The organism is Qipengyuania sp. NPDC077563 (assembly GCF_044901345.1).
Taxonomy (GTDB): Bacteria; Pseudomonadota; Alphaproteobacteria; order Sphingomonadales; family Sphingomonadaceae; genus Qipengyuania; species Qipengyuania aestuarii.
Genome location: NZ_JBJDPC010000002.1, coordinates 245,451 through 270,301, shown reverse-complemented (window position 1 = coordinate 270,301; position 24,851 = coordinate 245,451). Strand labels below are relative to the sequence as shown.

The following is a 24,851-nucleotide window of genomic DNA, read 5'->3' as shown; positions in this document are numbered from 1 at the left end:
CCTGCCCTAGAACGCCTTGCGGATATCGATACCCAGGTAACGCCCGGTCGGGTCGATCCGGAAGGGTTCATAGGCGGTAGGCACATCGCCATTCTCGTCGGTCACCCGGCGCCGCGCATCGAAGACATTGTCCGCCACCAGCGATACACGCAGGCCGTCGAGCCAGCCGTCTTCCTTCTCGAACACTTCCCCGAGATTGGCGAACAGGCGCAGGTCGAAAGTGGCAAGATCGGAGAAAAAGAGATCGCTCGATCCCGGGAAATCGCCGCCGCGCAGGACGGCATCGCCGACATATTGGCCCGACAGGCGCAAACCGTAGCCCTGCCAGAAAATACCGCCTTCCAGTCGTGAAGTGTGACGCGGCAAGGCGCCGCCACCCAAAACGAAGCCGTCGAGCTGGTCGAACAGTGGCCCGTTCTCGGACAGCAGGACTTCGTTTTCCAGCGTGATATCGTGGTTGAGGCTGAGGAAATACCGGGGCCGCTTGTCTTCGCGATCCCCGCCGAACATCATGGCGCCGCCACCGCCGCGGCGTCCGCCACCTTGCGCGTTCTGCCCACCTTCGGCGCTGCACATGCGTTCGCGCAGGGCCTTGAGCTTTTCGGCATCGATTTCGCCGTCTTCATTCTTCAGCTGGGCGAGCATCTGTTCAGGCAGATCGTCGAGCTTGGGCGGATCGGCGCAGACCGCCGCGCGAATGGCTGCGAAACGCTCGCCGCGCTGTTCGGCATCTGCACCGCAAAAGCTTGCACGGGCAGAAGCGATCTTCTGCGGATCGGGATTGCCGTTTTCGTCGAGCAGGCGCTCGCGGAACATCTCGGGAATTTGCGAGAGATCGGGCGTTTCGCCTTCGGGAGTGTCGCAGAAGACCTTGCGTATCGCTTCCATGCGCGCCGGATCGAGGCTGAGCGTGGTCACGCCGCCCTGTCGGCCCTCTGCGCGGTCACCGCGCGGCGGCGCTTCGGGCTTCTTGCCGATCTGTCCATTGGTGTTCAGGCCGAAGGACAGGATCCTGCTGCGGGTCTGGTAAAGCGTCAGCGGCCGCCGATCGATGGCCAGCAATTCACCGGCGGCATTCCGGCTGACGCGGTCTGGGAAAGCCTGCTCGAAAGCGGAGCTGAAGCCCGGCGAAGAGGTCACGTCGCGCGAACGGTTGATGCCGTAATCGACATTGAGCCGCGCGCCATCCCAGAACGGCAATTCCCAATTTGCGCCGAATTTCCAGTCTGACTGGGTTTCTGCCTGCAAGTCGGGATTGCCCCCCGTGATTACCGTCGCCAGCACCGTCTGCCCGGTGCGGTAATCGAAGACTGTGGAATTGAGTTCGTCGATGCGCGGACTGCCGAGATTGGTCAGCGAAGGTGCGACTTTACGCCAGATGCGCGTGCCGCTCAGGCTCAAATTCTCGAACGGCGACCAATTGACGCCCAGCGACCAGTTCGCGAGCGTGCCGAAATCGGAAAGATCCTCGATCCCGCTGGCGAGGTTGAGGCCGATGTCGCCGATGGCCGCCAGCCCCTCTCCGCGGCGGGCAATCGGGACAGAGATATTGAGGCCCGCGTTGAACCTGCGCCGCGTGAGGCCAAGATCGTCCTCGCCGCGCGTGTCTTCACTTTCGACGCGCTTCCAATCGACCCCAAGGTCGAGCGTGGTGCTGACTTCGCCAGCGGGCAATTCGAGCGGAAAGCCGGTGAATGTGGCCTTGTTGCTGGTGGTGTAGGTGCGACTGCGAGCGACATCGAAACCGCTGGCATCGTTGCGGTCGATCTCGGTCAGTCCGCGCGTGTAATTGTTGTCGCTGGTGAAGGTCGCCGTCCAGTCGCCCAGCGGCTTGTTGACGCTCAGTCCTGCCGACAAGCTGTCGGTATTGCCGCGTCGTTCGAGCGGCGTGGTGCCATCGACCGCGAGCCCCGAAAGGCTGAGGGTCTCATCATGGCCTAAGGTGCCGTTGAGATTGAAGGACGTGCCGCTTTCCATAAAGGCGCGGGCATAGTTGGCCTCGGCCTGAAAGCCGAACGTATCGGAGACCAGGCTGCGGAAGGGTGCTTCTTCTGCGGAGCGGGCGGGTGTGACATCGCGTTCGCTTTCGGTCAGCAGGCTGCGGTCTTCCGCCTCCAGACTGACATTGAGCCGGCCCTTCTCACCGATCCTCAGCCAGGTCGCTTCCTGTTCGTTGCGCGAATATCCGCCGATGCCGGGCTGTTCGTATTCGACCTCGGCGGTCAGGCTCTGGAAATCGGGCTTGAGCACGATGTTCACCACGCGCTGGTCGGCAGAATAGCCGAAGCGCTGGGCCACTTCCTCAGGGAACACTTCGACCTTGGCGACTGCCTCGGGGGGATAGCTGCGAAACTCGCGCCAGCTCGATACGCGTATTCCGTTGATGAGGAAGACCGGTCGGCCCTCGCCGCGCCCACCGCGGGCACCGCTGCCGGTCGCCGGTTCTATGGCCGCAATCAGATCGGCAATGGAATTGGCGCCAAAAGCCGCGATGTCGGCTTCGTCATATTCGGCGATCGGGGGCTGATCGACAATCAGCTGTCCCTTCAGGCGCGTACCATAGACGACGATATCGCCGTCTTCGACCGTCGGTTCATCGGTAGCAGGAGCCGGAAGCTGTTCTTCGGCGGGCTGTTCCTCCTGCGCCATTGCAGAAGGCACCTGCCATACCCATATGGCAGTGAGCGCCAGAAGCGCGGATTTCCGGGATTGTTCGATCATCAGGATCTTCCGATTTCTTGTCGTTGCCCCCTCGCCTCGCCTGATTGACGAACGTCGGGGTCGGCACAAGATGGGTTAGCGTAACATTTCGTCGCAGCAGGCTTGCACGCGGCTGAATGCCACACTCTTTCCTTTTATCCCGCCTCCCGCTATGGGCGCGCGACACACCTCGACCAACTGCATGACTTAAGGACACGAATGGCCAAAGAAGAACTTCTCGAAATGCGCGGGCGCGTTGTGGAACTGTTGCCCAACGCCATGTTCCGCGTCGAGCTCGAGAACGGCCACGAAGTTCTCGGCCACACTGCCGGCAAGATGCGCAAGAACCGCATCCGCGTGCTGGTGGGTGACGAAGTGCTGTGTGAACTGACGCCTTACGATCTGACCAAGGCGCGCATCACCTACCGCTTCATGCCGGGACGCGGCGGACCCGGCCCCCAGTAACATTCTGCAGTAAGTCAGATTGGGCCAGCCCACTCTCATTCTTGCATCCGCCAGCCCGCGCCGCCGCGAATTGATCGCGCGGCTCGGCATCGTGCCGGATGCCATCAATCCTGCCGATATCGACGAAACGCCCGCCAAGGGCGAGCTTCCGCGCGTCTATGCCAGACGCATGGCGCGCGAAAAGGCTGAAGCCGCCGCCAGTAGCGATGGCTTCGTTCTCGCCGGCGATACGGTCGTGTGCGCCGGACGCCGTATCCTGCCCAAGGCCGAGGACGAGGCGACGGCGCGCGAATGTCTGGCGCTTCTTTCAGGGCGCAGGCACCGGGTGCTTTCCGCCATAGCCCTGCGCGCTCCGGATGGCACGCTGCGCGAACGGCTGAGCGAAACCATCGTGATGTTCAAGCGGCTCTCCACCGACGAGATCGACGCCTATATGGAAAGCGGCGAGTGGGACGGGAAAGCCGGCGGCTATGCCATTCAGGGAATTGCCGAAGGGCTCATCAGCCGCATCCAAGGCAGCCACTCGGGCGTCGTGGGCCTGCCGCTTTACGAAACGCGCCTGCTGCTGAAGGCGGCCGGATTCGAAATTGCCTGAGACAAGGCCCGAATGGGTCGTCGAAGACGGCGTGGGAGAGACCCGCGCGCTGCTGATCGACAGGGACACGGTGTTAGCCGCGAAACTGCGCTGGCCGGGCGAGCTCTATCGGGGTCAGGAGCTGACTGCGAAACTTGTCAGCAAACGCGGTGCCCGCGGGACTGCCATGACAGCCGAGGGCCGCGAACTGCTCGTCGACCGGCTGCCCCGCGAGGTGTCTGAGGGCAGCGAGCTGGCTCTGGTGGTGACCCGCGCCGCGCTCGCCGAACGCGGACGCTACAAACTGCCCTCGGCCCGCATGGCCTCTCAGCAAACGCCCGTCGCCGATCCGATCGAGACCGGCAAACGCGTGCACCGCTTCCCGCCCGGCATGTGGGAAGAGGTGTGGCAGGCCGCGAGTTCGGGCGAGGTGGCATTCGATGGCGGATCGCTGCTGTTTGCCGTGACGCCTGCGATGACGCTGATCGACATAGACGGGGCTCTCGATTCGCGCGTGCTGGCCCTTGCTGCAACCGGACCGCTGGCGCGCTCGCTGGGCGAATTCGACCTTGGGGGATCAATCGGGATCGATTTTCCGACTCTGGAGGCGAAGGCCGACCGCAAGGCCGTGGACACCGCAATGGGAGAAGCGCTCGGCGACTGGTCGCACGAACGCACCGCCATGAACGGTTTCGGCTTCGTGCAATTGGTCGCACGGCTGGAAGGGCCATCGCTGCTTCACCGCTTCGCCACCTCGCGCGTGGGCATGGCCGCCCGCATGGCGCTGCGCCGCGCGGAAATGGTGGACGGTGCTGGCGTGACCCTGCTCACCGTGCACCCGGCGCTGAAGGCAAAGCTCCGCCCGGAATGGCTCAGCGAAGTGGAACGGCGCACCGGCAGGCCGCTGCGGATAGAAACCGATCCCGGCCTTGCCATCGAAGCGGCGGCTGCCCAGATCGTGGGCCATGAATAAAGTCTGCCCGATCTGCAAGAAACCCCGCGTGGAAGAGCACAAGCCCTTCTGCTCCACCCGCTGCCGCGACCGCGATCTCGCCCAGTGGTTCGGCGACGGTTATGCGCTTCCCGGACGCGCGGCCCTGCCCGAAGAAATCGCTGCGGAAGTGGTGAAGCCACAAGACGATTGAATTAGGCCCTTGCCAAGCACGCGCGCCTTCGCCATAGGCGCCCACTCCAACCGCTGGTGAGCCTTTCGAGAGCTCTCAGCGACGGCAAGCCCGGGTAGCTCAGTTGGTAGAGCATGCGACTGAAAATCGCAGTGTCGGCGGTTCGAATCCGTCCCCGGGCACCACTTCCCCGCCATTATCGATACCGTCGATTCTGATCGCCGCCGCTTGATGCGGACCTTGCTTTGCGATCGTATCGAGCACCGCACGAGCCAGAGTCCACCGGCGCGCTTCCCGTAACGCGATGTCCGCGCTATCCCGTAGGGATGCACGAAGAAACCGCAACCATGCTCTCCGCCTTCGATATCGCAGCTTTGCTGGTGGTGGCTTCCGCGCTGCTGGGATGGTTCAACCACCATTTCATCAAGCTGCCGCATGTCATCGGATTGACGGTGATGGGCGCGCTGGCGGCGATCGGGCTCATGGTGGCCGACGCCCTGATCCCCGGAGTAACGCTCTACGATCAGGTGACCGAAGTTCTTCAGCAGATGAATTTCACCGAGACGCTGCTGCAGGGCATGCTCAGCTTCCTGCTCTTCGCCGGGGCGCTGCACGTCGATCTGGACCGCTTGAAGACGGCCTGGCTGCCGGTGCTGCTGCTTTCCACGGTCGGCGTAATGATCTCCACCGTGCTCGTCGGTGCGGCGACATGGGGCGTTGGCTCCATGCTCGGCCTTTCCTTCGCCCCGATCTGGTATTTCGTGTTCGGCGCGCTCATCGCACCGACGGACCCGGTATCGGTGCTTGGCGTCCTGAGGGAAGAGAACGTCCCGCAGTCCCTGCAAAGCGCCGTGGCAGGAGAAAGCCTGTTCAACGACGGTGTGGGCATCGTCGTGTTCATCATCCTTCTCGGCGCCGCAGTCAGCGGCAACGAATTCTCCCTCTCGGAAGGCGCGCGTCTGTTCGCGATCGAAGCGGGCGGGGGCATCCTCGTCGGCCTCGTCGCAGGCTATTTCGGCTACCGCGCGCTCGCTGGAATGGATGAATACACGCTGGAAGTGCTGATCACTCTCGCCATTGTCATGGGCGGGTATGCCCTGTGCAGCCAGCTCCACATCTCGGGCCCGCTGGCCATGGCGGTTGCCGGCTTGCTGATCGGCAACCAGGGCGTGACCTATGCGATGAGCGATGTGACGCGCGATTACGTGATCAAGTTCTGGGAACTGGTGGACGAATTGCTCAACTCGGTCCTGTTCCTGCTTATCGGACTGGAGATGATCGTGCTGACGATCACCGGAGAAGTCCTGCTGTTCGGCCTGATTGCTATCCCGCTGACGCTGATTGCCCGCGCCATCGGAATCTTCGTGTCGACAAAGACAATTCCTGCCGCCCGGCTGCAGGACAAGGGCGCTGGCCGCGTGCTGTGGTGGGGCGGACTGCGCGGGGGCATTTCCGTCGCCCTCGCCCTGTCGCTACCTCCCGGGGAGACGCGCGACTTCATCCTGGCCGGGACTTTTGCAGCCGTGCTGTTCAGCGTCCTCGTGCAGCGCGCCACGCTGGGCATGCTCATCGACAAACTCAAGGACGGCAAGGCTCCGGCGGTCGAGGGCGATGGAAGCTCCACCGCCCCGTCCATCCATTAGGCTGCCACAAGATCGTCGGCAGCTGCACCGATTTCCGACCACACCCGGTCGAGATCGGCATCGTCGATGCAATAGGGGGGCATGACGTAGACCGTGTTGCCAAGCGGGCGCAGCAGCAGATCGGCCTCGCGAAAGCGGCGCAGCAGGCGCGGCCCTAGATCGGAAAGATAGCTGCCCGCCGCATCGCCCAGCTCAAGTGCAGCGATCGTTCCGCAGCGGCGCCCATTGCGAACCGCCGGATGCCCCGACAGCGCGGAGAGGTGCGCTTCCTGCCGCGCGCAGAGGCCGTCAATGCGTTTCATAACCGGCTCTTCGCGCCAGATTGCCAGATTGGCATTCGCGGCGGCGCAGGCGATCGGATTCGCCGTATAACTGGAGGAATGATAGAAAGTGCGTGTCCTGTCGGTCGAATAATGCGCCGCCCAGATCGGCTCGCTCGCCATGGTCACGGCCAGCGGCATCGAACCGCCAGTCAGACCCTTTGAAAGACACATCATGTCGGGCACGACATCTGCTTGCTCGCACGCGGTCAGCGTACCCGTCCGGCCCCATGCCGTCATGACTTCATCGGCGATGAAGAGAGTGTCGTACCGTGCGCAGATGCGGCGCATCTCGGCGAGGACGGATGGAGAATACATAAGCATGCCGCCCGCCCCCAGAACCAGAGGCTCGACGATGAAAGCCGCCGCTCCGCCGGCACATTCCCGTTCCAGTGCATCGTAAGTCGGCTGCGGGTCGTCCCCGGGGAAGGGCACGCGGCCCACGTCGAACAGCATGGGGGCATAGGCGGCATTGAACACGCCTCGCGCGCCGACCGACATCGCGCCGATCGTGTCGCCATGATAGGAATGCTCCATCACGACGATACGGCTACGCTCTTCCCCCTGATGCTTCCAGAAGCCCAGCGCCATCTTCAGGGCGACTTCCACCGCGGTGGAGCCGCTGTCGGAGAAGAACACGCGGCTGACTTGGTCCGGCAGGATCCTACGCAATTCGCGCGCCAGCTGTTCCGCCGGTTCATGCGTCCAGCCGGCGAAGATCATCTGATCGAGCTTTCCGGCCTGCTCCGCGATCGCCGCGGCAATACGGGGATGGCAGTGGCCGTGCGTCGTCACCCACCAGCTCGAGATGGCATCCACGATGCGGCGGTTGTCGGCAGTATAGAGCACGGCACCGTCGGCACGCTCGATCAGCGGAATAGGGTCGCCAAGACCGTGCTGCGTGAAGGGATGCCAGACAGATGACTGGGTCATATGAAATCCGAGAGGTCGAAATTAGCGGCGAAAGCGGCTGCGAGAGATGCTGCGTCCAGTTGCGGGATAAGCGGCAAGCGCCCAAGTCGGCGAACATTGCCCAAGCGGCAAATGGTGGCCTCGCTATCCTCCACCGGGTCGCCGACAAAAGCGATGCCGTGCACTTTCACACCGCGGGCTCGCAGTGCCTCCAACGTCAGCAGCGAATGGTTTATCGTTCCAAGAGCCGTGCGAGCGACCACGATCACCGGAAGATCCCACTGAGCGAAGATATCGGCGTACAATACATCCCCCCCCAGCGGGACAAGTGGGCCCCCCGCCCCTTCCACGACGAGGGGGCGTTGGGGCGGAAGGGTCAGCCGGTCTGGCGCTATGGTCACGCCGTCAATCTCGGCTGCGAGATGCGGCGAACAAGGTGTTTTCAGCCGATAGGCCTCCGCGATGATCCGCTCCGGCTCAAGCGATGCAAGCTCCGCGACGCGCGACAGATCACCGCCCTCATCGAGCCCCGCCTGCACCGGCTTCCAGTAGTGCGCGCCCAGCGCCTGTGTCAGCGCGGCAGAAAACACCGTCTTGCCGATTTCTGTATCGGTACCGGTGACGACATAAGCGCTCATGAAATTATCTCTTCAAGTGCGCCTGCCAGCGCGTCGACCTCTTCCCGCTCGACATTCAGGGTAAGCGAAATGCGCAGGCGGCTGCTACCGTGCGGCACCGTCGGCGGGCGAATGCCACGAATATCGAAACCGCGCGCTTGTAGGGTTTTTGCCACGGTCATCGTGCGCGCTTCCCCGCCCAGCACCAGCGGCATGATCTGCGATCCGGTCAACGCTACACCGAAAGGAGCAAGGCGCTTTCCCGCATAGTCCACCAGGCGGGCCAGTTCCTCCCGCCGGTGCGGCCCGTCGGCAACCGACGACAAGGCTTCTCTCACGCAGGCAGCCATCAGCGGGGACGGCGCAGTTGAAAAAATGAAATTGCGGGCGCGGTTGACCAGATGATCCCGCATGATGCGAGGCCCGGAAAGAAGCGCGCCCTCGCATCCCAGCGCCTTGCCGCAGGTCCGCAGCACGATCGTGTTTTCGCGGCCATCAAGAATCGAGGCCAGTCCCCTGCCCCCGTCGCCCCAAACACCGGTGGCGTGCGCATCATCGGCATAAAGGACCGCGTCGTAGCGATCGGCGAGCGCCAGCAAATGCTCGAGCGGCGCACGGTCGCCGTCCATGCTGTAGAGCGTCTCGACCGCGATCCACGGGGTGCCTTGCGCATGGTCACCTCTCCACCCGGCGAGCGCGTCAGCGAAGGCGTCGACGTCGTTATGCGCGATGGCGCGGGTTTCTGCCCTGGCGAAACGCATGCCTTCATGAGCGCTGGCGTGGATCAATTCGTCGAAAAAAATGATGTCCCCGCGCTGAGGCAGGGTCGAAAGAAGCGCACTATTCGCGGCATATCCGCTGGCCATGAAAAGCGTGCTTTCACAGCCGAAAAACGCAGCTGCTTCCGCTTCGAGCTTTTCATGCTCCAGATGATTGCCCCGCAACAGCCGTGACCCGCCGGATCCAACGGGAACGCCGCGCGCGATGGCGCTCTCCGCCGCTGCCTTCAACCGCGCGCTATCCGCCAACCCCAGATAGTCGTTCGAAGAGAAATCGATGCCGGTTTGCGGAGCAAGCGATCGCAGGCGGGAATTTTCCCGCAACCCGTCCAGATCTCCCGCCAAATGTGCAAAGGGATCGCGCAGTGTTTCTGCCTTTTCCATGTGCGGTCCCGCTAACGCTGTCATGCCGCGCCTGCAATTGCTTTCGCCGCTCACGCTCTGTATGGCCGCGCCCACGTTACGGCTCAGGATTGCGAGGGGCGATTCTGTAGCTGCGAGAAGGCTTTTCCAGCGAGGGAACACACGCATGGCACGTCGCCGCCAGATCTACGAAGGCAAGGCCAAGATTCTTTACGAAGGTCCTGAGCCGGGCACGATCATCCAGTATTTCAAGGATGATGCCACCGCCTTCAATGCCGAAAAGAAAGGCACGATCAATGGCAAGGGCGTGATCAACAATCGCATCAGCGAATATGTCTTCACCCGCCTTTCGCACATCGGCATCCCGACCCACTTCATTCGCCGCCTCAACATGCGCGAACAATTGGTCCGCCAGGTGGAGATCATCCCGCTTGAAGTGGTGGTCCGCAATGTCGCCGCCGGTTCGCTCAGCAAGCGGCTCGGCGTCGAGGAAGGCGAGCTTCTTCCCCATACGCTGATCGAATATTGCCTCAAGGACGATGCTCTGGGCGATCCCAAGGTCTCGGAAGAGGAAATTGCCTGCTTCAACTGGTGCAGCCATGAAGAGATGCAGGACATGTCCTCCATGGCCATCCGTATCAACGATTTCCTGTGTGGCATGTTCGCTGCCATCGACATCAGACTGGTGGACTTCAAACTGGAATTCGGGCGGATCTGGGACGGCGATTACAGCCGCACCATTCTGGCCGACGAGATCAGCCCGGATGGCTGCCGCTTGTGGGATATCAACACCGGCGAGAAGCTCGACAAGGACCGTTTCCGCCGGGACATGGGCGGCGAAAGCGAAGCCTATCAGGAAGTCGCCCGGCGTCTCGGCCTGCTGCAGAACGAGGATAACGGCCCCGGCGAAGTTCTCGACATGAACGCCCACCGCGGCCGGCTGCGCAGCCCCGCCAAGCCAGCGAAGAAGTAACTAAACCACGTATCGCAAGGTCAGGCCGCTCGGCGCGATTGCATAGGCGCAGTCGGGCATGTGGTCGCCATCGACCTGCACCGGGGCAACACAGCGGTCGAATTCGATCCGGTGGCAGGAGCGGACGCGTGCCTTGGCGAACCGCTCCACCGGCAGGCCCATCATGGCTGCAAGGCTGAGGGCCATAATGCGCAGGCGGGTGCCTTTGCCAACGGTGATGAGTTCAACCGAATCTGCGTGAAGCGCCGCTTCGGGGCTGAGGCGGAATGGACCCGCGTACAGGGCTGCATTCGAGACGATAACCGCTTCCGCCTCGTCCTCGAATTGCTCGCCTTTCGTCGTCGTGCCGCGGATGCGCATCGGCGCCCGTGGCCATTCGCGTAATTGCTGCATCATCGCGGCAACATAGGCGTAGCGCCCGATCCGCTTTTTCAGCGCGCCCGACACCCGCGCAACCGCGTGGCTGTCGGGACCGATGGAGAGGCATGAGACAATCGGCATGTCGCCAAGCCGATAGAGCGGAGCTTCGATCCAGCTTTCCGGTCCCCGCGCCCAAGCTTCAGCCAACTTTTTCGCAAACGCTAGCGGATCGCGCGGATAGGACAATTCGCGTGCCACCAAATTGATGGTGCCGGACGGTGCGATGGCGAGAGGGATCTGCCCCGCGCCTGAACCCAATGCCTGGACGGTGTCGCGCAGTGTTCCGTCTCCGCCGTGAACGCACACGAGGTCGGCCGTTCCAGACAGGACCGCGCCATCGGCGGTGGTGGGCAAGGCACAAACTTCAAACCCTGCCTGCTGGAGCGCGACCTGCAGCTTGTCGCAAATGGATTGGCTGAAGCTGCCGGATACGGGGTTAAAGACGAGATCCAGTTTGGTCACCGAATGCTCCTAGCCGCCATTGCAGCCTGAGCAACCAACATAATGGGTCTCCGCAGCAGAAAAAGTACGGAAACAAAGGAGATATTTGCCCTTTCAATCCCATCGCCAACTGTACTACCAAGGTCTCTGGATGAGGCTGCCACCTGGCAGTAGAGATGGGGATCTTTTCATGAAACATAAGAATGTTACCCGTACATTGGCAGTGCTGCCGCTTCTTGCACTGGCTGTCCCGGCAGCTTTATTTGCCCAAGAGACAGAGGTCGCGACCAGGGTGGTCTCCGCACCTTCGGGTCAAACGGCCTGGGGCATACCCGTTTACGACATCACCGCCGACGCCGACGTCCGCTTCGGCATGCTGCCCAACGGCATGAAATATGCGATCGCCCACAATGAAACGCCGGAAGACACTGCCGTCGTTCGGTTCGGTTTCGATGTGGGCTGGATTGACGAGCGTGAAGCGGAATTGGGCCTCGCCCATGTAGTAGAGCATATGGCCTTCAACGGTTCGACCAACGTGCCCGAGGGCGAAATGATCAAGCTGCTTGAGCGGCTTGGGCTCGCCTTCGGGGCAGATACCAATGCTACGACCAACTTCGAGGACACGATCTACAAGCTCGATCTGCCCCGCGTGGATGACGAGCTCGTCGATACGGCCCTGATGCTGATGCGCGAAACCGCGTCAGAGCTGACGATCACGGATGAAGCGGTCGATCGCGAGCGAGGTATCATTCAGTCGGAAACACGCACCCGTAACAATTTCCAGATCCGCAGGTTCAAGGACTATTTCAACTTCGTCTCGCCGGATACGCTGTATGCAAAGCGGTTCCGGGCAGACGGGACGGTCCAGAATATAGATGCAGCTCCCGGCTCGGTCGTACGGGACCTCTATCGCCGCTATTATCGGCCCGACAATGCCACTCTCGTCGTGGTGGGAGATGTCGACCCAGCGACAATCGAAGCCAAGATCGTAGAGAAATTTTCCAGCTGGCAGGCACCTTCGGCCGCAATCAGCCAGGTGGACAAAGGATTGGTCGATATCCGTCGCGGCAGAGCGGCAGGAAATTTCGTCGACCCGGATGTTCCATACATCGTAACGATCGATCGCTTCGCGCCTTATCAGAAACGCGAAGACACCGTCGCCGAACTGCGCCAGCAGCTGCTCGTAAATCTCGGCACAATGATCCTCAACCGTCGCCTTCAGAAAATCGCCACGAGCGAGGACGCCCCTATCGTCAGCGGCAACACAAGTGCCAGCGACTTTTTCGACATCAATCGCCAAGCTTCCATGCAAGTACAGGCGAAGGATGGCGAATGGGAGCAGGCACTCGGGACTGCCGAACAGGAATGGCGGCGGGCGGTACAATATGGAGTTACCTCCGCCGAATTGACCGAGCAGCTGGCCAATCTGGAAAAGGCACTTCGCGATGGAGCCGCGCAGGAAGGCACCCGATCGAACCAGCAGTTCGCGGACACCATTCTGGCAACGTCCCGCGCCGAGGAACTCTTCGTCAAGCCGAGCACGTATTATTCCCTGTTCGAGCAGTTGAAACCCGGGCTCACCGCAGAAGCCGTCAGTGCAGCGCTGGCGCAGCATTACAGGCTGAGCGACCCGTTGATCCACGTCTCCACGAAGGAGCCGATCGCGGATGCCGAAGCCACCATTCTTGCCGCTTACGACCGGTCGAGTGAGGTGCCCGTCGCAGCGCCTGAAGACAGCGGGCTCGTGGAATTCGCCTACGCGCCTTCAGGAGAAAGTGCGGCAATAGTTTCCGATACGATCGTCGAAGATCTGGGCATCCGCACCATTCGTTTTGCGAACAATGTCCTGTTGAACCTCAAACAGACCAGTTTCGAAGACGACAAATTGCGCTATTCGATCCGCGTGGGCTCGGGCCAGCTCGCGTTCCCGGACGAGGATCTATCCGAAGCTATTCTGCTGTCCAATCTCAGCGCCCAGGGCGGACTTGGCCAGCACAGCTTCGACGAGCTGCGCCAGATATTTGCAGGCCAGAGCTTGACCTACGGGTTCAACGTCGCCGAAGATAAATTCGTCGTCACGGGCGCCGGGACCATGGCTGACCTGCCCGCGCAGATGAAGCTGAGCATGGCTTACCTCACCGATCCCGGCCTTCGTCCGGAAATGGTCAGCCAATGGCGCGGCCTGATCCCGCCCTTCATGGCGCAAATCGATTCAACCCCGCAGGCCGTAGCTCAATTCAAGGCAGGCGAGGTCGTAAGCGGCAACAATCCACGTTTTGCTTTTCCTAGTGAGGCCGAACTGGAAGCGGTCAGCGCAAATCGCGCCCGCGCGCTCATCGCCGACGAGTTCGCGACTGCGCCCATCGAAATCGCAGTGGTTGGTGAATTCGATGTAGACCAGGCCATCGCCGCCGTCGCTTCCACCTTCGGCAGCTTGCCCCCACGTGCGACACAAGTCGAAGTGCACGCAGAACGCCGGAAAGCTGCCTTCACGAGCGACCGTAGCGAGCGGGTACTGACTCACGCCGGTGCAACGGACCAGGCTCTAGCCCAGACCTATTGGCCCACCACCGATGACGGCGATGCTCAGGAAGAAGCGACGCTGGAACTGCTAGCCCGCGTCATGCGCCTGGAAATGACCGACACCATCCGCGAACAGCTTGGCGCATCCTATTCTCCCAGCGCGGGATCATCGATGTCCGACATCTACGATGGGTACGGCACCTTCTCGACCTCGGTGATCGTCGAACCCTCACAAGCGGATGAGGTCTTCGGTGTCGTAGATCAGTTGGCTGACAAGCTTCGTTCTGCGCCGGTCGATGCCGATACTCTCGACCGGGCGCGCAAACCGCTGCTCGAGCAGATCGCCCAGGCGAGAAAGAACAATGGGTGGTGGCTCGGCGTAGCGGACGATGCGCAGTTGGATTCTGGGCGGCTCGATCGAATTCGGACGCAGGAAGAGCGTTATAATGCGGTGACGCCGCAGATGCTGCAGCAGGCAGCCCAGCGTTATCTCGATCCGGCGCAGGCCTTGCGAATCCGTATCGTGCATGACTCGCTGGTAGAAGGCGAGTAAAGGCTTACAGAAATGAAAAGGGCCACGAGGAAATCCCTCGCGGCCCTTTGTTGTAAGTCAGCAAAGCTTAGTGCTGGAAGCGAACGGAGACGCCGATTACGCGCGGATCGTTCACGAAAGCGGTGTTGTTGTTAAAGTCGATCCCGCCCTTGACGTTGTCCTCATCAGTGATGTTGCGGGCAAACAGAGCCACTTCGAGACTACCGTCGAATTTGGCGTAACCAATGCGCAAGCCTCCTTCGAACTGGTCGTCCGAATTGAACTCCGCACTTTCGTAGAGGAAGAAGTTGGTCGCCCCCTGATAGGTCCAGTCGGTATAGGCGAAGAGTTCGCCCTGCGCAGAGATCGGGACCGCATAACGCGCGGTGAAATCGGCGATCCATTCAGGCGCATTGGGGAAAGGATTGCCGTCGACCAGCGCACGATCGGTACCACCGATATTCACGAGCGGATCGCGGACCGTGCACTGCAGGCACGTCCCCACAGCTAACTGATTGTCCTGAATTTCCGTCTTGTTCCAGCTTGTGCCAGCGGTGATCAGGAAGTCGGGGGTGACCTGAAACGCGCTATCCACCTCGAAGCCGTAGCCGCGGCCCTTGTTCGCATTGACAAGCTGGACGAGATTGTCAGCGCCACCGATAGCCGAGAACTGCGGATCGTCGATCGTGTAATAATAGCCCGCTAGATTGAAGCGAATGCGACGATTGAGCAATTCCGACTTGAGGCCGGCTTCGTAGCTCATGATCTTCTCGCTGGTCGCGACGGACGGCGGATTGAAAAACGCAACGTCGCGCCCCTGGATCGTCGGTGCACGGAAGCCACTCGCCACGCGGGCAAAAAGGCTCGCGTCCCCACTCAGTTCGTGGAATGCGGCAAGGTCCCAGCTTATGCGTTCGTCGGAAACGGACCGAGCTTGCGGATCGGCCGCATCGCGCACGAAGAAATCCTTGTCGTCTTCGGTATAGCGCAATCCGCCCGTCAGCTTGAGTTCCGGCGTCACTTCGCCGGTTACCTGGCCGAACACGGCCCAGCTTTCATTGGTGTGGTTTACCGTAACCGGCGGCGGGAAATCAAAACCGACCGTGGTCACGTCGAAATCGCTGTCAAAATAGAAACCGCCGACCTGCCATTCGAAGACACCGCCGGAATTCGAGGCGAGACGTATTTCCTGCGTGAACTGATCGAGCGAAAGAGCGTCCTTGGTGTCCGACTGAAACGGGATGAAGCCCGGCCCGCTCACTGCATTGCCGCCATCGATATCGCCGCGGCTCGAACCCTCGCTGTCCGCCCAGCTGGTGATACTGGTCAGAGTGGCGAAATCGGCCTCATATTCAGCTTTGACGGTCGCGATCTCAGCCTTGTATTTGGCTTCGTTGCCGCCGCCGGCGTCGTAATAGACGGTGTCGCGATCGTAATTCTCGTTCAGCTCGTTGGAGTTCGGCCCGAGAATGTTCGCGCGAAACAGCGTTGACGTGCCATCGAGATCGCGGACCGAATAGCTGCCGAGGATGGAGAGGCGGTCGGTCGGCGTCAGCAACAGCTGCGCGCGCCCGGCGATATCGCTGTAGGCACCATAGGCGTTTTTCTCGCCGGTGAAGCCATTGTCGACCCAATCGTCGCGTTGCTGCCACAGGCCGGAAAGCCGCACGGACGCCAGCCCCGGGACCAGCGGAATGGTCACCCCGCCATCGATCGATACCGTATCGAAGCTACCGTAGCTGAGCGAACCCTGCACCGCGAATTCGTCGCCCGGCTTGGTCGTGTCGATCTTGACGATGCCAGCTGGAGTGTTTCGACCGAAGAGCGTTCCCTGCGGACCGCGCAGGACTTCGATGCGCTCGACGTCGAAAATCGGAAAGCTCTTCAGAGAGACGTTTTCGAGGACCACATCGTCCATCACCACAGATACCGGCTGCGAGGCGGCAAGGTCGAAATCGGTGTTGCCGAGGCCGCGGATATAGAATCGCGGAGCTGCGCGCCCGTTTGAGCTCTCCACGAACAGTCCAGGCACTCGTCCGGCAAGCGCGGTGACATCGGCACCCGAATCAAAAATGGTCTTGACCGTGTCCGCCGAAATAGTGGCTGCCGAGACGGCTACGTCCTGCAGATTTTCTTCACGACGGTTGGCTGTCACGACAATGACGTCGAGCATCGAATTGTCAGCCTGTTCTGCGCCGGTAGCTTCGATGTCGGAGCTGTCGATGCTTTCCTGTGCCAAGGCCGGCTGCGCACAGGCGATAGCCAGCGTGCTTGCCGAAAGGAAACGGAGAGTAAGGGAGCGGTCAATCATGGGGGAGTAATCCTTTGGACCCGCTAGGCGGCGATAGTTTGCGCGGGGGTGGTGGACGGAAATGTGAATTGACGCTGCCGCCTGTAACGATAACGTCATGAAAAAGCAGTCCGGAAAGCGCGGAAGTGCGCGGTTTTCGGTGTTTGTTGCATTGCAGCAACATCGGTCATTGCCCCACACCCCCCAAGGAGTGTCTTCGCCGCGCATTGTGTCGCCGAGCTTGCTCTCTCGGCTCGTAAACGGCATAGGCGCGCGCAACCTGCCCACACGGTAAAACCGAAAGGCCGCCCATGAAGATTCGCGTTCTCGTAAGCCTCAAGCCTGGCGTACTCGACCCTCAGGGACGGGCAGTGCATCATGCGCTTGAAGGGCTTGGCTTCAAAGGTGTCGACGATGTCCGCATCGGTCGTACGGTGGAATTGGATGTGGCGGACGATACGAGCGATCAGGCGCTGAATGACATGTGCGAGAAGCTGCTCGCGAATACCGTCATTGAAAACTACAAGATCGAGAAGCTGGGCTGATGGCGTTCCGTTCGGCTGTCATCACCTTCCCCGGATCGAACTGCGACCGCGATATGGCGGTGGCGCTCGAGCGGATTTCGGGAACTGCTCCGGTGCGCATCTGGCATGGCGATGCCCAATTGCCGGATGGTCTCGACTTCATCGCCCTTCCGGGCGGGTTTTCCTACGGCGATTACCTGCGCTCAGGCGCAATGGCGGCTAACAGCCCGATCATGCGCGAAATCATCCGGGCGGCGGATCGCGGCGTCCCTGTCTTGGGCGTTTGTAACGGATTCCAGGTGCTCACCGAGGCGCGCCTGCTTCCAGGCGCACTTATGCGCAATGCAAGCCAGCATTTCATCTGCCGCACCGTGTCACTGAAGGTAGAGAACGCGCAATCGCTCTTCACCCAAGGGTATGCCGCCGGAGAGGAAATTCAGATACCGGTTGCGCATCACGATGGGAATTATTTCGCGGACGAAGCTACTCTGGACGAACTGGAAGCTGAAAGCCGGGTGGCCTTCCGCTACGTTCAGAACTGTAACGGCTCGCGGCGGGACATCGCCGGGGTCCTCAACAAGGCCGGCAATGTTCTGGGAATGATGCCTCATCCGGAACGCGCCGTGGATAGCGCGCATGGCGGGTCAGACGGGACAGTCCTTTTCGAAGGTGTCGTGAAGGCTCTCGCCAAAGCCTAACGGTCCACCGTCAGGCTATCTTGCGGGCATCGTTCAACCGGCGATCGAAAATCCTGTGAACGTCTTCGGACGGCATCGGCCGACCGAAGTGGTACCCTTGGATCTTGTTGCAGCCGAGCTGGCGGATCATTTCCGCCTCTTCCTCGTTTTCAACGCCTTCCGCCGTCGTCGTCATGCCAAGACTGTCTGCCATAGCCACGACGGCGCGGATGATGGCCAGGCTTTCAGGGCTGTTCTGCGCTGCTCCCTGTACGAAGCTGCGATCGACTTTGATCGTCGTGAAGCGCAATTTCCGCAAATAGCCGAGCGAAGAATAGCCGGTCCCGAAGTCATCGAGCGCAACCGAGCACCCGAGAGCCATGCATTGTTCGAGCGCTTTGCGTGCGACATTGGCATCGCGCATGAAAATGCTCTCGGTCACCTCTATTTCGAGGCGCTGGGGATTTAGGCCACTATGCGAGAGTGCCTGTAGTACGGTGCCAGCGAAATCCGGTTCTATCAGCTGCTCGGGCGAAACATTTATGTTGACCTTGACGTGCTCGGGCCAATTCAATGCGGCTTCGCGGCATGCCTCGCGCATGACCCACGTACCGATTGGCACGATCAGGCGCGTATCTTCTGCCAAGGGAATGAACTTTGCCGGGCTGACGAAGCCATGATCGGCGCTGTTCCAGCGAATGAGGGCTTCGAAACTGACCACCTCTTCCGAACCCGCATCAACGACGGGTTGGTAATGCAGGACGAATTCGTTTTTCTCCAGCGCGCTGCGTAGCGAGAACTCGAGAACCCGCCGCTCTTCGGCATCGAGATGCAAGGACGGTTCAAATTCGAAATGCGTTCCTCCGCCCTCGTCTTTGGCGCGATAGAGGGCAAGATCAGCGTTGCGGAGAAGTTCTTCCACCTTTTGGCCGTCGCGCGGGCCGATGCATGAACCCACGCTCGCACCAACATAAAGTACCTGATTGTCGAGATGATACGGCGCCGACAAAGTCGCGATTATCTCGTGAGCCAGAGCGTCGATACGATGACGGTCGCTTGCATCACGGATCACGACGGCGAATTCGTCCCCTCCGAGCCTGCCGCATAGTTCACCCTCGCGCATCAGCGGAAGGAGGCGCGAGGCCACCTGCGCCAGCATGCGGTCGCCCACAAGATGGCCGAGAGAGTCGTTGATCGCCTTAAACCGATCGAGGTCGATCATGAGAACGGCGCAGCGCGAGCGCCATTTCTCGGCATACAGGAGTGCCTGCGCCAGAAACTCATTGACTTGGGTACGGTTCGGCAGGTGCGTCAACGTATCGTAGCGAGCGAGATACTCGATCTTCTCGCTGCTTTCACGTTGTATGGTGACGTCGGAGCCCACTCCCCGGAAGCCGGTCCACTGCCCATCCTCATCGAACATGGGCGTGCCCGACATTTCCCACCAACGGAGCTTTTCGCCTGAGGTGACCTTCACGATCAGATTGGAGAAGCTTTCTTTCCGCTTCAGCTTCTCTGCCAGTTCATGCAGGCTGGCGTGGAATTCGCCGGACTTCCACCCATCTCCCGAGATGAGTTGCAGAAGAGATTTGCCCTCGATGTCGGAAATATCGCTCCCGATGGCGTAGGCCAATCTGGGGCTGACCGATCGTAAGCGGCGATTGGTGTCGATCTGCCAGAGCCAATCAGCCTGCCCATCCTCGAACTCTCGCAGCAGCATCGAGACGGTTTCGCTCTTCTCGTGCATCTCCAGCTCGGTGGTGTGCATTTCCCAAGCGGCCCGGGCGCGTTCGATAACGCCAAGGCAAGTGAAAAAGGCCGTCGCCAAAATGATGGCGGCAATTCCGAAAGCTCCGCTCGCAATTGCAGCGATAAGCATTCCCGCGCATCCGGCCAGAGTGAAGGCGATAGTCGTGAGGGGCGCGCAATAACGGCTGATCGAACCAACCATCATTACGAACGCGAGAAACGCCCACAAATGTGCGACCATGCCGGTGGCCCCGACCAAAGCGAATGCGCCCAGTCCGCCAGACCAGACCACTCCCTTTACAACACCGATATAAGCATGTTGCCGCAATTCGCGTTTGGAGAGCGTGCGATCATCGGCATCCTTCAGCTTCCGATCAAAAACGAAGCCGCCAACGAGTATTCCGCCCAAAAGGGCCACCCATGCACCCAAAAGCAGATGTGGAACGCTGGACCAGCAGAGCCATGCCACAGCGCCCATAGCGATAGCGTGCACAAGCATGCGCATGTAGGATCGTTGCGGGACCAGCTGATAGCGCTTGCTATGAAAGCGCCCGAAATCGGCATGATCCGGATCGTCCAAGCCAATCAATTGCCGGACGGTCGGGTCCAGCCTGATTGCAGATGACAAGTTTTTCGCTTCGCTCACGCGCTACCACTTAGACTTGAAAGGTTATTTCCCGGTAAAAGGGTCGGCGAAGAGATACCCGCAAGCGCGCCTGCGCCGACGGACTTATTCGACCGTGACTGATTTAGCCAAATTGCGTGGTTGGTCGACGTCGGTCCCCTTCACGCATGCCACGTGATAGGCCAGAAGCTGTACGGGGATTGCATATACCAAGGGTGCAATCAGTGGATGCACTTCGGGCATTTCAATGGTTGCTATGCAACCTTCTCCCGCTTCAGCGAGTCCCTTCGCATCGGAGATGAGAACGACCTGGCCACCGCGTGCACGGACCTCCTCCATATTGGAGATACTTTTTTCGAAGAGCGGCCCGGAGGGAGCGAGAACAATGACCGGCACGGCATCGTCAATGAGAGCGATTGGACCATGCTTCATTTCGCCGCTGGCATAGCCTTCGGCGTGAATGTAGCTGATTTCCTTCAGTTTGAGCGCGCCTTCCAACGCCAAGGGAAAGTCTGGTCCGCGCCCGAGGTAAAGCACGTCACGAGCGGGCGCGATGAGATGGGCCATGCTGGCGATGTCCTCATCATGATCCAATGCCTTGTTGAGGCAGGCGGGCGCTTCAAGCAGATGAGCAACTACCTGCTGCTCTTCCTCGCGGCTCATGAGACCTTTCTTTACTGCCATATGAGCTGCCAGGGCTGCGAGGACAGCGAGCTGACAGGTGAAGGCCTTTGTTGACGCTACTCCGATCTCCGGCCCTGCATGTGTAGGCAGAAGCAGGTCGGCCTCGCGCGCCATGGAACTGGTGGGAACATTGACTACGGCGCCGATGGTCTGGCCGTTTTCCTTGCAGTGCCGCAAGGCTGCCAACGTATCCGCCGTCTCACCGCTCTGGGAGATAAACAGCGCGAGACCGCCTTCCTCCAGCACCGGTTCGCGATAGCGGAATTCCGACGCAACATCGATATCAACCGGCACTCGGGCGAATCGCTCGAACCAGTACTTCGCGACCATGCCGGCATAATAGGATGTGCCGCAAGCCACGATTGTCACACGCCGGACCGACGAAATATCGAAATCGAACTGCGGCAGCGCCACCGAATTATCAGCCTGACGCAGATAGGAGGAGAGCGTTTGTGCAACGACAGTGGGCTGCTCGAATATCTCCTTCTGCATGAAATGCCGATAGTTACCCTTTTCCACGGCTGCAGCGGAAGCTCCGGAGGTCTGGATTTCCCGCTCGACCACATTTCCGCTTTCGTCATGAATAATCACACCGTCACGCTCGACGACCACCCAGTCGCCTTCCTCTAGGTAAGTGATTTTTTGCGTCAGCGGAGCCAGGGCAAGGGCATCTGAGCCAAGATACATCTCACCCGAACCATAGCCCACGACGAGTGGCGAACCGCGACGCGCCCCGATGATCTTGTCGGGATGAGACCTGAAGACGATTGCCAGTGCGAAAGCACCCCGCAGCCGGGGCAGGACCTGAGCAACAGCATTCTCAGGAGAGGCACCATTCTCGACTTCGATCGAGACAAGGTGAGCGACCACTTCACTGTCAGTATCGCTTTCAAGCGTGCGACCCTTGTCGCGCAACTCCGCCCGAAGATCCTTGTAATTCTCGATGATCCCGTTGTGAACCAGTGCCACGTGATCTGTTGCGTGCGGATGGGCGTTGCTGGTGGTGGGTGCGCCATGGGTTGCCCAACGCGTGTGGGCGATGCCGATCTCGCCGAGCGCGGGGTTATTCGCCAACTCTTCGACGAGATTTTTCAGCTTGCCCTCTGCGCGGCGGCGGATCAGCTTTCCGTCATTGATCGTACAGATGCCGGCGCTGTCGTAACCGCGGTATTCCATGCGCCGCAGGCCGTCGACAAGTCGATCGACAACCGAACTGTTGCCCACGATACCGATGATTCCGCACATATTCTCTAACCCTTCAAACTTCTAATTCGCGCTATAGCTGTTGCTGCTCGCCGATCAATCGGTCCGCGGCGTGATGCGCTTTTGCGGCGCGGTCCACCAAAGAAGCAGACCGGCCCCGATGATGACTGCTGCGCCGCACAGCGTGATAATATCCGGAACATCGCCGAACCACCACCAGCCCAATACCGTAGCCACCAGCATCTGGATATACGTAGTCGGGGCGATGGTCGCCGCCCCTGCCCGCTGGGTGCCGATATAGACCAGCCAATGTGCGCTGCTGGCGGTGACAGCCACGAACGCGCAGCGTGCAAGTATTGTCCAGTCCGGCATTGCGAGGCTTAGACTGTTCACACCGGAAAAGTGTCCGGCCGCGGCCGCGATCAGCAGCAAGGGCATGGCGACGATCTGTACATAAGCTTGCATCGACAGGGCGCTGCCCTGCCCTACGCTGGCTCGATTGGCGATGATCATCAGCGCAAAGAACGTGGCAGACAGCAAAGGCAGAAGCGTAACGATTCCCCATGCGGCAAGGTTAGGCCGCAATATCAGACCGACTCCGACCAAAGCCGTAAACGAAGCCATCCAGACAGCCGGCCGTACTTTTTCACCGAGCAGAGGCGCGCTGAGCAGGGCGACAATGACGGGAGAAACGAATGCGAGCGCCATCGCAGTGGCGAGCGGCAGAACGAAGATCGCCGAGAAAAAGCAGAGAGTTGCCGCTGCGAGGCAAAACCCGCGGGCAGCCTGCAAACGGGGATTGCGGGGACGAAAACCATGCCTGCCTTCCTTGATCGACAACAACGCCGATAGCCCAGCCGCTCCCAAAGCGAAGCGCAGCGCCGCGACACCAAGCGGCGAAAACTCACCCGCCATCGTTTTGATGACGGCGTCGCCGACGCTCAAGAGAGCGAAGCCGCATAGAGCAATGATGATGCCGCTTCGTTCGGAAGGCTGCATGAATTCGAAAGTCTTTTTTCTGAAGGAAAGAGAACTTCGCCGCATTGCGGTAAAAGCCATTCCGTTCAAGTCCTAGGGTTAGGGAAAAATCAAGGTTTCCGATTTATTCACCAAAGATGCAAACGCGCTATTGCCCTTGGGGACCTAGGGCGCGGCGCATGGAAATATCGACGCTAAGGATTAAGCGATGAGTGCATTCGGGCGGAAGAACGGACCTGCAGGGATGGGCGCGGCAGCGCGGCCGCAGTTCGGCATCGCTCGCCCGATGTCCGGCGGTGCAAGCGCGGAAAAAGGGCCGCTACGGGAAAAGGGCGGCGAACAGTTTCCCCCTCTCCCACAGGACGCGCCCCCTCCCAGTGCTCCGGCGCAGGCACCCCAGAACAGCGATGCCATGTCGCGCCTCGACGAGCGGATGAACACGGTTCATTCGGGCGAATCCGAGGTAGGAGGCTTCGAAGCATCGGTTCACAAGATCAAGGAGCAGGTTCTTCCCCGCCTCCTCGAACGTGTGGATCCTGAAGCCGCCTCGACTCTTACAAAAGATGAACTGTCGGAGGAATTCCGGCCGATCATCATGGAAGTGCTGGCCGATCTCAAGGTCACTCTCAATCGCCGTGAACAGTTCGCGCTGGAAAAGGTTCTGGTCGACGAACTGCTGGGCTTCGGTCCGCTGGAAGAACTGCTGAACGATCCCGACGTTACTGATATCATGGTCAATGGCCCGGACCAGACCTATATCGAAAAGAAGGGCAAGCTGACCATCGCCCCAATTCGCTTCCGGGACGAGACCCATCTTTTCCAGATCGCCCAGCGAATAGTGAACCAGGTTGGCCGCCGCGTCGATCAGACAACGCCGTTGGCCGACGCCCGCCTCAAGGACGGTAGCCGTGTGAACGTGATCGTGCCGCCGCTCTCGCTGAAGGGCACGGCAATCTCGATCCGTAAGTTCTCCGAGAAGCCGATCACGCTCGACATGCTCCAGGGCTTCGGTTCGATGAGCGAGAAGATGTGTACGGCTCTCAAGATCGCCGGCGCCTGCCGCATGAACATCGTCATCTCGGGCGGTACGGGTTCGGGTAAGACGACCATGCTCAACGCCCTATCGAAGATGATTGACCCGGGCGAACGCGTGCTGACGATTGAGGACGCCGCCGAACTTCGTCTGCAACAGCCCCACTGGCTGCCCCTCGAAACGCGTCCGCCGAACCTTGAAGGCCAAGGCGCCATCACCATCGGCGACCTCGTGAAGAACGCCCTGCGTATGCGCCCCGACCGCATCATCCTGGGCGAAATTCGCGGTGCGGAGTGTTTCGACCTCCTCGCCGCCATGAACACCGGCCACGATGGTTCGATGTGTACGCTTCACGCCAACAGTCCGCGCGAATGCCTGGGCCGTATGGAAAACATGATCCTGATGGGCGACATCAAGATTCCCAAGGAAGCCATCAGCCGCCAGATCGCAGAATCGGTCGATCTTATCGTGCAGGTCAAACGTCTTCGCGACGGTTCGCGCCGCACGACCAACATCACCGAAGTCATCGGGATGGAGGGCGACGTCATCGTCACCCAGGAACTGTTCAAGTTCGAATATCTCGATGAAACCGACGATGGGAAGATCATCGGTGAGTTCCGGTCATCTGGTCTGCGCCCCTACACTCTGGAAAAAGCACGCCAGTTCGGGTTCGACCAAGCCTATCTAGAAGCTTGCCTGTAA

General features: G+C 60.5%; 19 protein-coding genes and 1 tRNA gene. 11 read left to right on the top strand and 9 right to left on the bottom strand.

Features of this window, described 5'->3' with window-relative positions:
- Window positions 1-6 precede the first annotated feature (6 nt).
- On the bottom strand, window positions 7-2,721 hold the full coding sequence (locus tag ACI2I1_RS07105; RefSeq protein ID WP_404678545.1) for a hypothetical protein: 2,715 nt from the start codon (window positions 2,719-2,721) through the stop codon (window positions 7-9).
- 198 nt (window positions 2,722-2,919) lie between these two features.
- Between ACI2I1_RS07105 and infA the strand changes: the two genes are divergently transcribed.
- The 6 genes from infA (at window position 2,920) to ACI2I1_RS07075 (ending at window position 6,506) form a co-directional block, all read left to right on the top strand.
- Entirely contained in the window at window positions 2,920-3,165 is a 246-nt protein-coding gene (gene infA / locus ACI2I1_RS07100) for a translation initiation factor IF-1 (RefSeq protein ID WP_007163491.1), read from the top strand.
- Between the two features lie 19 nt (window positions 3,166-3,184).
- Complete coding sequence (locus ACI2I1_RS07095; protein WP_404678544.1) at window positions 3,185-3,760, top strand: Maf family protein; 576 nt, start codon at window positions 3,185-3,187, stop codon at window positions 3,758-3,760.
- Window positions 3,753-4,712, top strand: coding sequence for a ribonuclease (locus ACI2I1_RS07090; RefSeq protein WP_404678543.1), 960 nt, complete (start codon window positions 3,753-3,755; stop codon window positions 4,710-4,712). Before ACI2I1_RS07095 ends, ACI2I1_RS07090 begins: the two co-directional genes overlap by 8 nt.
- A complete protein-coding gene (locus tag ACI2I1_RS07085; protein ID WP_221542032.1) occupies window positions 4,705-4,884 on the top strand; it encodes a DNA gyrase inhibitor YacG in 180 nt (59 codons plus the stop codon). Before ACI2I1_RS07090 ends, ACI2I1_RS07085 begins: the two co-directional genes overlap by 8 nt.
- Before the next feature lie 88 nt (window positions 4,885-4,972).
- Window positions 4,973-5,048: transfer RNA gene (locus tag ACI2I1_RS07080), tRNA-Phe, on the top strand.
- A gap of 141 nt (window positions 5,049-5,189) precedes the next feature.
- Window positions 5,190-6,506 carry a cation:proton antiporter gene (locus ACI2I1_RS07075; protein ID WP_404678542.1) on the top strand — a complete coding sequence of 439 codons (1,317 nt, stop codon included), beginning with the start codon at window positions 5,190-5,192 and terminating at the stop codon, window positions 6,504-6,506.
- Here the strand turns inward: ACI2I1_RS07075 and ACI2I1_RS07070 are convergent.
- From ACI2I1_RS07070 to ACI2I1_RS07060, 3 genes are read right to left on the bottom strand one after another with little or no spacing between them, the layout of a single operon-like run.
- The gene (locus tag ACI2I1_RS07070) at window positions 6,503-7,759 is read right to left on the bottom strand and encodes an adenosylmethionine--8-amino-7-oxononanoate transaminase (protein ID WP_404678541.1); all 1,257 of its coding nucleotides are present in this window, start codon (window positions 7,757-7,759) and stop codon (window positions 6,503-6,505) included. The two genes, ACI2I1_RS07075 and ACI2I1_RS07070, sit on opposite strands and share 4 nt — an antisense overlap.
- Window positions 7,756-8,376 carry a dethiobiotin synthase gene (gene bioD / locus ACI2I1_RS07065; RefSeq protein WP_404678540.1) on the bottom strand — a complete coding sequence of 207 codons (621 nt, stop codon included), beginning with the start codon at window positions 8,374-8,376 and terminating at the stop codon, window positions 7,756-7,758. Before bioD ends, ACI2I1_RS07070 begins: the two co-directional genes overlap by 4 nt.
- Entirely contained in the window at window positions 8,373-9,518 is a 1,146-nt protein-coding gene (locus ACI2I1_RS07060) for an 8-amino-7-oxononanoate synthase (RefSeq protein WP_404678539.1), read from the bottom strand. The genes bioD and ACI2I1_RS07060 overlap by 4 nt, the downstream gene beginning before the upstream one ends.
- 145 nt (window positions 9,519-9,663) lie before the next feature.
- On the opposite strand from ACI2I1_RS07060, the gene purC reads away from it, so the two are divergent.
- Window positions 9,664-10,470 carry a phosphoribosylaminoimidazolesuccinocarboxamide synthase gene (gene purC, locus ACI2I1_RS07055; RefSeq protein WP_221542036.1) on the top strand — a complete coding sequence of 269 codons (807 nt, stop codon included), beginning with the start codon at window positions 9,664-9,666 and terminating at the stop codon, window positions 10,468-10,470.
- On the opposite strand, the gene ACI2I1_RS07050 is transcribed toward purC, so the two are convergent.
- Window positions 10,471-11,352, bottom strand: coding sequence for a diacylglycerol/lipid kinase family protein (locus ACI2I1_RS07050; protein WP_404678538.1), 882 nt, complete (start codon window positions 11,350-11,352; stop codon window positions 10,471-10,473).
- A 169-nt stretch (window positions 11,353-11,521) separates the two neighbouring features.
- On the opposite strand from ACI2I1_RS07050, the gene ACI2I1_RS07045 reads away from it, so the two are divergent.
- Complete coding sequence (locus ACI2I1_RS07045; RefSeq protein WP_404678537.1) at window positions 11,522-14,407, top strand: M16 family metallopeptidase; 2,886 nt, start codon at window positions 11,522-11,524, stop codon at window positions 14,405-14,407.
- A gap of 67 nt (window positions 14,408-14,474) precedes the next feature.
- On the opposite strand, the gene ACI2I1_RS07040 is transcribed toward ACI2I1_RS07045, so the two are convergent.
- Window positions 14,475-16,697 carry a TonB-dependent receptor gene (locus ACI2I1_RS07040; protein ID WP_404678536.1) on the bottom strand — a complete coding sequence of 741 codons (2,223 nt, stop codon included), beginning with the start codon at window positions 16,695-16,697 and terminating at the stop codon, window positions 14,475-14,477.
- 290 nt (window positions 16,698-16,987) lie between these two features.
- Here ACI2I1_RS07040 and purS point away from each other — a divergent pair, with 290 nt between their 5' ends.
- Both purS and purQ read left to right on the top strand, forming a co-directional pair.
- The gene (gene purS, locus ACI2I1_RS07035; RefSeq protein WP_221542040.1) at window positions 16,988-17,221 is read left to right on the top strand and encodes a phosphoribosylformylglycinamidine synthase subunit PurS; all 234 of its coding nucleotides are present in this window, start codon (window positions 16,988-16,990) and stop codon (window positions 17,219-17,221) included.
- Window positions 17,221-17,898, top strand: a complete 678-nt coding sequence (gene purQ, locus ACI2I1_RS07030) for a phosphoribosylformylglycinamidine synthase subunit PurQ (RefSeq protein WP_404678535.1) — start codon at window positions 17,221-17,223, stop codon at window positions 17,896-17,898. Before purS ends, purQ begins: the two co-directional genes overlap by 1 nt.
- A gap of 10 nt (window positions 17,899-17,908) precedes the next feature.
- On the opposite strand, the gene ACI2I1_RS07025 is transcribed toward purQ, so the two are convergent.
- The 3 genes from ACI2I1_RS07025 to ACI2I1_RS07015 all read right to left on the bottom strand — a co-directional run bounded on the left by ACI2I1_RS07025 (window position 17,909) and on the right by ACI2I1_RS07015 (window position 23,197).
- A complete protein-coding gene (locus tag ACI2I1_RS07025) occupies window positions 17,909-20,272 on the bottom strand; it encodes a putative bifunctional diguanylate cyclase/phosphodiesterase (protein ID WP_404678534.1) in 2,364 nt (787 codons plus the stop codon).
- An 84-nt stretch (window positions 20,273-20,356) separates the two neighbouring features.
- On the bottom strand, window positions 20,357-22,180 hold the full coding sequence (gene glmS / locus ACI2I1_RS07020; RefSeq protein ID WP_404678533.1) for a glutamine--fructose-6-phosphate transaminase (isomerizing): 1,824 nt from the start codon (window positions 22,178-22,180) through the stop codon (window positions 20,357-20,359).
- A 54-nt stretch (window positions 22,181-22,234) separates the two neighbouring features.
- The gene (locus ACI2I1_RS07015) at window positions 22,235-23,197 is read right to left on the bottom strand and encodes a DMT family transporter (protein ID WP_404679148.1); all 963 of its coding nucleotides are present in this window, start codon (window positions 23,195-23,197) and stop codon (window positions 22,235-22,237) included.
- Window positions 23,198-23,324: 127 nt separating this feature from the next.
- On the opposite strand from ACI2I1_RS07015, the gene ACI2I1_RS07010 reads away from it, so the two are divergent.
- Window positions 23,325-24,851, top strand: a complete 1,527-nt coding sequence (locus ACI2I1_RS07010) for a CpaF family protein (RefSeq protein ID WP_404678532.1) — start codon at window positions 23,325-23,327, stop codon at window positions 24,849-24,851.

What these genes read in the sequence shown, in the direction of transcription:
- ACI2I1_RS07105 (WP_404678545.1), bottom strand. Translation starts at nt 2,721, where the DNA reads ATGATCGAACAATCCCGGAAATCCGCGCTTCTGGCGCTCACTGCCATA.
- infA (WP_007163491.1), top strand. Translation starts at nt 2,920, where the DNA reads ATGGCCAAAGAAGAACTTCTCGAAATGCGCGGGCGCGTTGTGGAACTG.
- ACI2I1_RS07085 (WP_221542032.1), top strand. Translation starts at nt 4,705, where the DNA reads ATGAATAAAGTCTGCCCGATCTGCAAGAAACCCCGCGTGGAAGAGCAC.
- ACI2I1_RS07075 (WP_404678542.1), top strand. Translation starts at nt 5,190, where the DNA reads ATGCACGAAGAAACCGCAACCATGCTCTCCGCCTTCGATATCGCAGCT.
- ACI2I1_RS07070 (WP_404678541.1), bottom strand. Translation starts at nt 7,759, where the DNA reads ATGACCCAGTCATCTGTCTGGCATCCCTTCACGCAGCACGGTCTTGGC.
- bioD (WP_404678540.1), bottom strand. Translation starts at nt 8,376, where the DNA reads ATGAGCGCTTATGTCGTCACCGGTACCGATACAGAAATCGGCAAGACG.
- ACI2I1_RS07060 (WP_404678539.1), bottom strand. Translation starts at nt 9,518, where the DNA reads ATGGAAAAGGCAGAAACACTGCGCGATCCCTTTGCACATTTGGCGGGA.
- purC (WP_221542036.1), top strand. Translation starts at nt 9,664, where the DNA reads ATGGCACGTCGCCGCCAGATCTACGAAGGCAAGGCCAAGATTCTTTAC.
- ACI2I1_RS07045 (WP_404678537.1), top strand. Translation starts at nt 11,522, where the DNA reads ATGAAACATAAGAATGTTACCCGTACATTGGCAGTGCTGCCGCTTCTT.
- ACI2I1_RS07040 (WP_404678536.1), bottom strand. Translation starts at nt 16,697, where the DNA reads ATGATTGACCGCTCCCTTACTCTCCGTTTCCTTTCGGCAAGCACGCTG.
- purS (WP_221542040.1), top strand. Translation starts at nt 16,988, where the DNA reads ATGAAGATTCGCGTTCTCGTAAGCCTCAAGCCTGGCGTACTCGACCCT.
- purQ (WP_404678535.1), top strand. Translation starts at nt 17,221, where the DNA reads ATGGCGTTCCGTTCGGCTGTCATCACCTTCCCCGGATCGAACTGCGAC.
- glmS (WP_404678533.1), bottom strand. Translation starts at nt 22,180, where the DNA reads ATGTGCGGAATCATCGGTATCGTGGGCAACAGTTCGGTTGTCGATCGA.
- ACI2I1_RS07015 (WP_404679148.1), bottom strand. Translation starts at nt 23,197, where the DNA reads ATGGCTTTTACCGCAATGCGGCGAAGTTCTCTTTCCTTCAGAAAAAAG.
- ACI2I1_RS07010 (WP_404678532.1), top strand. Translation starts at nt 23,325, where the DNA reads ATGAGTGCATTCGGGCGGAAGAACGGACCTGCAGGGATGGGCGCGGCA.